Below are 8,129 nucleotides of genomic sequence, written 5' to 3' on the forward strand. Positions count from 1 at the left end.
CGATTCCGGCCGGACCACCGCGGCGGCCAGCCCTCGCGCGTGTGTCTCCCAGTCCATGCTGGACTCCCTAGTACTTGGGGTTGCAGGCCGGCGTCCTCGGCCGGGCCGCAGTCGGACCCGTCGGAGTTCGGCTTGCAGGCTGTGACCGGGGCGAAGGGCGCCAGGCGTCGCGCTGGCATCCATGGGCTCTTGGGGAGTGGTGCCTGTCTGCCTACGATGATCGGTATGTCGCCTGATGCCTCCCTGTCCTCCGTCTGGCCGGTCCTGCACTACGACGACACGAAGGCGGCGCTGCGCTTCCTGGTCGACGTGCTGGGGTTCGAGGCAGGTGTCGCCGCGCCGGATGAGCACGGCGGGATCGGGCACGCGGAGCTGCGCTGGCCTGGCGGTGGTGCGCTGGTGTTCGGCTCGACGAGGCACACGGACAGCGTGCACGGGCGGATGCGGGCGGGCGCCAGTGCGGTCTACGTGGTGAGCGATGAGGTGGACGCGGTGCACCGGCGGGTGGTCGACGCTGGCGGCGAGGTCCTCGAAGCGCCGCACGAGGCGCGGTTCGGGTCGGGGGCTGCGGCGTACGTGTGTACGGTGCAGGACCCGGAGGGTAATCTGTGGACTTTCGGTACCTATCGGGGCCCTTCGTCGGAGTAGGGCGCTGGGAAGAGACGACAGGACCCCGGCCAGTGGGCCGGGGTCCTGTGCTGTTGGCGTGCGTCGCCGGGATCAGTGGCTGCCGGTGAGTTCGCCGGTGAGCTTGCCGTGGAGGTCGGCGCTCAGGTCGTTCAGCCCGGTGATTTCCACGGTCTTGCCGCGCTGGGCGTACTTGTTCTCGATCGCGTCCAGGGCGGCGACGGAGGAGGCGTCCCATACGTGGGCCTCGGACAGGTCGATGACGATCTTGTCGGGGTCGCCGGCGTAGTCGAACTGGCCTGATCTCCCCAGCCCGATCCTCGCCGACGTGACCGGGATGCACCGCCACACCGCACTCCGCCGGGTCGCCTACGCCCGACGCGACTGGGCCGAGTACCTCGCCACCCGAGCTGAAGACGAGGCCAACAAGCGGGAGAAGAAGGGGAAGGGCGCGGCTCTTCCGTAGTGACCATCACGAAGCGTCCGCATCGTGATCGATAAGGGACATGTCGGATGCCAAGGCGCAGGCAGCGGCGGCGAAATACTGCTCGTCGGCACCATGCGCGAGGCCGAGGGTGACGCCCTGACTGAGGCCGACGAACAACGCCCTGAGTGCGATGGCCAGACGTTGTGCCTGGTGCGACGTTACGACGCTCCCGTTGTGCGCCCTTCCCGTGAACAGCGCGATCAGGTGGTCCTCCTGCGATCGGATGGACGTGGCGAGTTGGGACCCCAGGTCTGGGTCGTGCAGGGCCATGTCCAGCAGGGTGATCTGGAGCGACAGGCGAGAATGCGCATCGGGGGCGTCACAACTACGCCGGTAGTACCGGGCAAAGGCATCGACCGCTTCAAGCAGATCCAGCCCGGAGGTAACCGCCTGCTCGATCTCTTCGTAGTGCGGCCGCAGGTAGTCGGCGACCAGAGCGACCACGAGGCCGTTCTTGCTCCCGAACAGTGAGTAGATGGCGCCGGTGGTCAGGTCGGCCCGTTCGGCGATCTCCTCAAGCTTGGCCCCGTGCCCGTCTCGGGAGACGACCCGGAACGCAGCATCCAGCAAGGCGCGGCGGTTGCGTTCCTTGGCCTCTGCTCTCGTCATTCTCATAGAGTAATTATTGCCGTAATCTCGTTATTGAACCAGTCGGACGAACTCAGGGAGGAACGCTCATGGCCGAGGTCGCGACACCGTCAGTGACACGCTGGACGGTGGGGATCATCGCCGATGGCGTCTTCAAGGTGTTGCTCGCCGCTGTCTACATCGTCGGCGCTGCCCCGCTCGGTCGTCTGCTCGGCGTGCCCGCCTGGCTGATGGTTGTCTCTGGCGTGGCCTTGCTGATCGGTGGTGGGATCGAGATCGGATATGTACGAAGTCGCCCGATGCGCACTTACATGCGGCTCATGGTTGCCTACGACAGCGGCTGGGTGCTGGCGGCCCTTGCCGGCCTCCTGATGGAGTGGCAGGGCAGCAGCGCCGGGGGTGAGGTGTGGATCGGGTACCAGACAGCCGCCCCCGTCGTACTCGCCGCAATGCTGGTGGCCGCCAACGCCACGCAGACTGCCTCGGGCACTCGCACAGAGGACCCCACCCACCGACGGCGGGCTTGATCGCCACTGATCCCGGCTGCGGCCAGGACCCTTCAGCTTTCCAGCTCAGTCGGTCCCTCGAAGGGGAATAGTGCACAGTCGGAATAACCCCCTCCCGCCAGTAGTACTGGGCCTGGAGAGCGGCTGCTGCCCCGACCCGGACGGCGGCCGCCACCTGATCTACGGACGGGTGTTCAAAAGCGCCGCCGATGCGGACGGCAATCACCACTCAGCCGGCCACCTGCGTGAGGTGCCCTGGGTGGCCGTTGCGCCCGTGGTCACGGCTATTCGCGTTCTGGAACGGATCGCCTCCGACGGGGGGTTGCTGTTCGACGCGGCGACTCACGCCTTCCAGAACACTCCCACCGCGTCGGCGACCTCCATCGGGCAAGAAGGGCCGCGCAGGCGCATCGAGGCCTTTGCAGCCTGGGCCTCCGCTCTGGCCCGGCGCCTGGGCCGCGGCCACGAGGTCATTCCCGACGATCCGTACGGCGCGATCGGCCTGGCCCGCTTCCGCCGCACCCTGCCTGGCACATCGCGCGCCGCCCGGGCGGTCTGGTGGCACTGGCCATTCAGTACGGGCACATGCGCACCGCAATGAGCGGCGGGTACGCCGCCCGCGGCCGCGACGGCATCCACGAGCTGCTCGATATGGAGACCGCCCGGGCGACCGCCGACACACTCACCACACTTCACGACGACCTCGCCCACGGGGCCGGCATCTCCGGGCCCGCGGCACGACGCGCGATCCACGCGGCCGCGCAGGCACCCACTTTCGCCGGTTCGATCCGCACTCAGCGCCAAGCTCGCGACATCCTGGGCAACCCTTCCCTGACCGTCTACGACAATCCCCGTTCCCTGTGGATGTGCGTCTACAACCGGGACTTGGGCACTCTGCCACCGGCAGGACGCCACCAATGCCTCACGGCTGGACCGCTGCCAGCCGTCGTGCGCGAACATCGCGCGCACCGACCACCACGCAGCCGGGCTCCTCGCTCACGCCAAGGCCCTGGAGGAACAGTCCGCCTCCGAAGCACTGCCGAGACCGCTGGCCGACCGGCTGGCGCGGCGCGCCGGGCAGTTGCGCGAGCTGGCCCGCCGCCACGAGCACGATCGCATCCACCATCAGGAGCCGACCGTATGAGCCCCGCCCCCGACGAGCGCGACCGGATCCGGGCCGCGATGAACCGCATCCTTAGTGGCACCCCTGAGCACTCCAACGGCGCTCTGACGATCGTCGCCCTCGCGGCAGGCCCAGGTTCCCCGGAACGCCCTCACTCAGCGCCACCCCGACCTGAAGAACGACTTTTACGACCAGGTTCGCGCCCGCGGGCAGATGCCTGACTGCGAACGCCGGCAGGTGCGAAAACTCAAGGAACTGCGGGCTGCGGACGCCCAGGAGATCGCCCGGCTCAAAGCCGACGTCGAGGCGCTGGTAGGCGCCCTGCACCAGTCCACGGCTGAGAACAGCCAGCTTCACCGGCGCCTGGCGCAGGGCACCGGAGTGGTCCGGGCCCTGCCGCAGCCGAGGACTGTCGATGCCACCCCGCCGATACCGCCCGGCCTCGTGTGATCCGGTCGGGGCAGCTCAGTTGGCAACGCGGATGACGATCTTTCCGAAGGCGCCGCGGGCGAGGTGCTCGTACGCCTTGATCGCGTCGTCGAAGGAGTAGACGGTGTCGATGACGGGGTCCAGGCCGTTCTTCTCGATCCAGGCGTTCATGTCGAGGAAGGCGCGGCGGTGGCCGACGGCGATACCGCGGATGGCGGCCTGGCTGTAGAGCAGGGACAGGACGTCCAGGGAGGCGGTCATGCCGCCGAGAAAGCCGACCAGGGAGATGTGGCCCGCGGCCCGGGTGGCGTGCACGGACTGGTTGAGGTTGTCGCCGCCGACGACCTCGATGACCTGGTCCACGCCCTGGCCGTCGGTGAGCTCGCGTACTTTCTCGGCCCAGTCGGGGGTGGTGCGGTAGTTGATCAGGTCGGAGGCGCCCAGGGCGGCCGCCTTCTGCAGCTTCTCGTCGCTGCTGGAGGTGGCGATGACGCGGGCGCCGAGCGCGGTGGCCATCTGGATGGCGAACAGGGAGACGCCGCCGGTGCCCTGGACCAGGACGGACTGGCCGGGCTGCAGGTTGCCGTACTCGACCAGGGAGAACCAGGCCGTCAGCGCGGCGATGGGCAGGGTCGCGGCCTGCTCGTCGGTGAGGTTGGCCGGCGTCGGCACGGCCGAGTTCGCCTCGAGAATCATGTACTCGGCGAGGCCGCCGTCGATGGGGCCGCCGAGCTGCCAGTCGGGTTCGTCCCGGGCAGGGGCGCCGTCGAGCCAGTGCGAGTAGAAGTGCGATATGACGCGGTCGCCGACCTGCCACTCGGTGACACCCGGGCCGACCTCGGCGACGACGCCGGAGGTGTCGTTGACCGGGATGAGGTTCTTCGGCATCTTCTCGGGGTTGTAGACGCCGTCGACGATCGCCTTGTCACGGAAGTTCAGCGAGACCGCGGAGACCTTCACAAGGATCTCGCCGGGACCGGGCTTGGGGGTGGGGCGCTCCGCGAGGCGGAGGTTGTCCAGACCGAAGTCTTCGAGCTGCCAGGCACGCATTACACGTGCTCCTTTCTCGTGCATCTGAGGGGAGGGAGGCCAGGGGGAATGGCCGGGGCGCGGGACAGCGCCGGTGGCGGAGCGGGAACGGTGTCCTCGCCGCGGCGGCGCGGCCGGGATCAGGAAGTGGTGCCGTCGTGGGTGACGGTAACGACGATCTTGCCGACCTGGCCGTTGGCCTCCATGTAGCGGTGGGCCTCGGCGATGTCGGCCAGGTCGAAGGTCTTGTCGACGACGGGAGCGAACGAGCCGGAGGCGAGTCCCGCGTTGACGAACGCGACCGCGCGGCGCAGCCGCTCGGGATCGGAGGTGATCTCGAAGAGGGTGTAGGTGCTGCTGTTCAGCGCCGGGAAGGACTGCGCGTTGGGCAGCGGGGTGGTGCGCGGGTCGAGCGCGCCGTAGACGACCAGGTATCCGCCGGGGGCGATGCCCTGGGCGAGGGTTTCGACGCCGGGTCCTGCGATCGGGTCGAAGGCCAGGCGCACCCCCTTGCCGCCGGTGATCTCCTCGATGCGTGCGGGCAGGTCCTCGTCGTCGGTGACGATGACGTCGGCCGCGCCGGCGTCCAGGAGGCGCTGCTTCTTGTTCGCGCCGCGGGTGGTGGCGATCGGGATGGCGCCGATGTGGCGGGCGATCTGGAGGGCGGCCAGGCCGACGCTGCTGGAGGCGGCGGTGATCAGGACGTGGTCGCCCGGACGCACGTGGCCGCTCTCGGCGAGGGGGCCGTAGGCGGTGATGTAGGCCATCCACACGGCCGCCGCGGTGACTGCATCTACCTGCTCGGGGCGGGGGACGATGGCTGCGGCTGGCAGGACGACGCTGTCGCCGTAGGTGCCGTACTCGTTCTGCAGGAACGCGGGCACGACGGCCACCGGGTCGCCCGAAGAGAACTCGGTGACGCCTTCACCCACCTCCTCGATGACGCCTGCGGCCTCGTAGCCCAGCGTGGAGGGGAAGACCGGCTGGTAGAAGTAGGCGCCCTCTCGGTACATGATCTCGGCCCGGTTCAGGCCGATCGCGTCGACGCGGATGCGTACCTCGCCCGCGCCCGGAGCGCGGGAGGCGACATCGCGGAGGGCGAGGACCTCGGGTCCGCCGATCCGGTCGAACTGTACGAGCTTTGCCATGGTGCACCAGTCTCGAGGGTAGAAAGCGGGAGATCACCGGACTATCCCGGCGCGCTCTCCACTCTGCCCCAAGCTTTGATCACGGTCAAATTACGATGACCATCAAAGTATGTACCTGGTGCGCTGTCCCGGCAGACTCAGGCAGCATCTGCCGCCTCCGCGGCCAAAGCAGCCAGCACGGCCGGCAAAAGCCCAGGGAACCTCTCGTCCATCTCATCCGTGCGCAGCGCGTTCATCTTCGTCGTCCCCACGTAGTACTGGCGGATCACACCCGCTTCGCGCAGCACGTTGAAGTGGTGCGTCAGCGTCGACAGCGACACCGGCGCGACGAAGGTTCCGCAGCTCAGGTCCGCACCCGCACCAGCCAGCTGTGCCACCACCGACCGGCGCACCGGGTCTACCAACGCCTCCAGGACCTGGTGCAGAGAGACCTGCGACAGATCGGGATGCTCCACCGTCCGGGGGGCAGAACGGGGACGGGCCACGGTGACTCCTTGAAGCAGCTAGTTGATGCAGCCGTCCCATACTACGACCATCATCGAAGCAAGGGTCGGAGCTCCCGCTCCAGCGCCCCCAGGGGTGGGGCTCACTCGTTCTCGCCGGTGCTCGGCCCTCCGCTCCTCTCGGCCAAAGGCCGGACGTCACCACTGCTCAACACGCTGAACTTGACAGAGAAGGTGTCGGTGGCGAGCTTGCGGTAGAAGTCCGGGGAGACACGCCAGGTGTCGGGCCACTGGGCAGCGAAGGTGGACTTGCCGCAGCCTGGCGGTCCGATCAGCGTGCACATCGTGCCGGCGGCGAGGGTCAGGCGGTTCATCGGGTCCTTCCAGTGCGACAGGCGGCCCCGGCCGCGAGGCGGGGCCGCTGCTCATGGTCCGGGGTCAGGCAGCCGTGCGGCGGTATTCGGCGGTCATGTCCGCGAGGCCGCGCAGCAGGTTCGCGGCGTGGGCGACGGGCATCTCCTGGTCCAGCTGCGTGCCTCCGTCCAGCTCGACGTCGAGCGCCTGGTCCAGCAGCCCGGCGGCAACGCCCAGCGCATCGCAGCCCTTGATACCGGCCCGGTCGAGGCGTTCCTCGCCCTCCCGCAGCTGGTCGATGAGGTCGGACCCGGTCTCGGCGAGCGGCTCCCCGGTGAGGTGGGCGAGGTGCGTGGCGTGCTGTGCAACCAGCTCGGCGATCGACGTGGCGGGCGCGGTGGCTGCCGCCTGGTCAAGGTGGTCCAAGGCGCGCTGCAGCAAGGGCCGGTGCGCGTCGTAGAGGGAGCGTCCAGCGGCGGTGACCGCCGTGTCGAAGGCGTCGAGGGAACCGAACGGCCACCAGTTCGCGTCGAGGGCGTCGTCGTCGCCGGCGGTCGCGGTCACGGTGGCGGGCAGCTGGTAGAGCGCGCTGGTGGAGGCGACCCAGGCGAAATCCGTGTTACGCCAGTCCTCCACGAACTGCCGACCGAGGATCTCTGGCACGTGGTCGGAGAGGTCGATCCCGGTCTCCTCACGCAGCTCACGGACAAGGGCCGCCGGAGCGGTCTCGCCGGGATCGACCATTCCGCCGGGGATCGCTTCGACGTGAATGTCGTGGCGGGTGATCAGCAGCACCTGGCGCTGCTGGCCGGTGCCCGCGACCACGATCGGGTCGGCGGCCGCGTTCTCACCCCACACCGTGCCCCGGTTCACCTCCGCTCGCGCGGAGAGGACGTGGCCGTGTACTGGGTCCACTGCGAGTTGGTCGGTTCACCTCCGCTCGCGCGGAGAGGACGCTCTTTGACCTGGGGCGTTAGAGGGGGGTTTGCCATTTCTTGACTTTCTCGCTGGAAGGCGATCAGGGTAAGGCCGTCGAAGTCGATGGGTTCTCGGCGGCGGGCGCCGGCTGTTCGTAGTTGAAAGCCTTGTTCGTTGTCGGCGGGGTGGGCGAGTACCGCGATGCCGTCGTCGGTGCAGGCGGTGACGGCTGCCCAGAGTTCGTCGCGGACTTTGGCGGATGCCGACGTAGAGCTCGGGTGTGACTTCGAGGAGCCAGCGGGTGAGGGCGCCGCGGAGGTGGTCGGGGACGGCGGTGGCCGAGATGACGATCATCAAGGACATGGGCCGTGCCTTTCCGGTGGGGTCACAGCTGTTTCCCGTGGTTGACGCCGGCAGGTACCGACCCGGCGACCGGGTCCCACAGGTCGACCATCTGTTCTTCAGGGTCGGGGCGCT

The 8,129-nt window shown here is 68.7% G+C and carries 12 protein-coding genes and 2 pseudogenes; 5 read left to right on the forward strand and 9 right to left on the reverse strand.

The features are described 5' to 3' along the window. Positions 1 to 225: 225 nt before the first annotated feature. Entirely contained in the window at positions 226 to 648 is a 423-nt protein-coding gene (locus ABT001_RS35340; protein ID WP_351285735.1) for a VOC family protein, read from the forward strand. Positions 649 to 720: 72 nt separating this feature from the next. Here the strand turns inward: ABT001_RS35340 and ABT001_RS35345 are convergent. Further along, positions 721 to 927 (reverse strand): annotated as a pseudogene (locus tag ABT001_RS35345) (STAS domain-containing protein); the annotation flags it as partial. 28 nt (positions 928 to 955) lie between these two features. Between ABT001_RS35345 and ABT001_RS35350 the strand changes: the two are divergent. Next, entirely contained in the window at positions 956 to 1,093 is a 138-nt protein-coding gene (locus tag ABT001_RS35350) for a hypothetical protein (RefSeq protein WP_351285737.1), read from the forward strand. A gap of 6 nt (positions 1,094 to 1,099) precedes the next feature. Here ABT001_RS35350 and ABT001_RS35355 read toward each other — a convergent pair whose 3' ends face one another. Continuing rightward, complete coding sequence (locus ABT001_RS35355; protein ID WP_351285738.1) at positions 1,100 to 1,723, reverse strand: TetR/AcrR family transcriptional regulator; 624 nt, start codon at positions 1,721 to 1,723, stop codon at positions 1,100 to 1,102. A 68-nt stretch (positions 1,724 to 1,791) separates the two neighbouring features. On the opposite strand from ABT001_RS35355, the gene ABT001_RS35360 reads away from it, so the two are divergent. After that, the gene (locus ABT001_RS35360; protein WP_351285740.1) at positions 1,792 to 2,229 is read left to right on the forward strand and encodes a hypothetical protein; all 438 of its coding nucleotides are present in this window, start codon (positions 1,792 to 1,794) and stop codon (positions 2,227 to 2,229) included. A gap of 169 nt (positions 2,230 to 2,398) precedes the next feature. Further along, positions 2,399 to 2,809: a hypothetical protein gene (locus ABT001_RS35365; protein WP_351285742.1), complete on the forward strand. Its 411-nt coding sequence runs from the start codon at positions 2,399 to 2,401 to the stop codon at positions 2,807 to 2,809. 321 nt (positions 2,810 to 3,130) lie between these two features. Here ABT001_RS35365 and ABT001_RS35370 read toward each other — a convergent pair whose 3' ends face one another. Then, on the reverse strand, positions 3,131 to 3,334 hold the full coding sequence (locus tag ABT001_RS35370; protein ID WP_351285744.1) for a hypothetical protein: 204 nt from the start codon (positions 3,332 to 3,334) through the stop codon (positions 3,131 to 3,133). Positions 3,335 to 3,568: 234 nt separating this feature from the next. Here ABT001_RS35370 and ABT001_RS35375 point away from each other — a divergent pair, with 234 nt between their 5' ends. Next, positions 3,569 to 3,781 (forward strand): hypothetical protein, encoded by a 213-nt coding sequence (locus ABT001_RS35375; RefSeq protein WP_351285745.1) that lies wholly within the window; start codon positions 3,569 to 3,571, stop codon positions 3,779 to 3,781. A gap of 15 nt (positions 3,782 to 3,796) precedes the next feature. On the opposite strand, the gene ABT001_RS35380 is transcribed toward ABT001_RS35375, so the two are convergent. From ABT001_RS35380 to cas2e, 6 genes and pseudogenes are all read right to left on the reverse strand, one after another. Next, positions 3,797 to 4,810, reverse strand: a complete 1,014-nt coding sequence (locus ABT001_RS35380) for a zinc-dependent alcohol dehydrogenase family protein (protein WP_351285747.1) — start codon at positions 4,808 to 4,810, stop codon at positions 3,797 to 3,799. Between the two features lie 119 nt (positions 4,811 to 4,929). Then, entirely contained in the window at positions 4,930 to 5,937 is a 1,008-nt protein-coding gene (locus tag ABT001_RS35385; RefSeq protein WP_351285748.1) for a zinc-dependent alcohol dehydrogenase family protein, read from the reverse strand. Positions 5,938 to 6,074: 137 nt separating this feature from the next. Further along, positions 6,075 to 6,422: an ArsR/SmtB family transcription factor gene (locus ABT001_RS35390; RefSeq protein WP_351285750.1), complete on the reverse strand. Its 348-nt coding sequence runs from the start codon at positions 6,420 to 6,422 to the stop codon at positions 6,075 to 6,077. Positions 6,423 to 6,523: 101 nt separating this feature from the next. Next, positions 6,524 to 6,754, reverse strand: coding sequence for a hypothetical protein (locus ABT001_RS35395; protein ID WP_351285752.1), 231 nt, complete (start codon positions 6,752 to 6,754; stop codon positions 6,524 to 6,526). Between the two features lie 64 nt (positions 6,755 to 6,818). After that, a complete protein-coding gene (locus ABT001_RS35400; protein WP_351285753.1) occupies positions 6,819 to 7,649 on the reverse strand; it encodes an NUDIX domain-containing protein in 831 nt (276 codons plus the stop codon). A 65-nt stretch (positions 7,650 to 7,714) separates the two neighbouring features. Next, positions 7,715 to 8,015: pseudogene (gene cas2e, locus ABT001_RS35405) on the reverse strand (type I-E CRISPR-associated endoribonuclease Cas2e); the annotation flags it as partial. Positions 8,016 to 8,129: the final 114 nt, after the last annotated feature.

The organism is Streptomyces sp. NPDC002793, from assembly GCF_040295485.1.
Classification (GTDB): Bacteria; Actinomycetota; Actinomycetes; order Streptomycetales; family Streptomycetaceae; genus Streptomyces.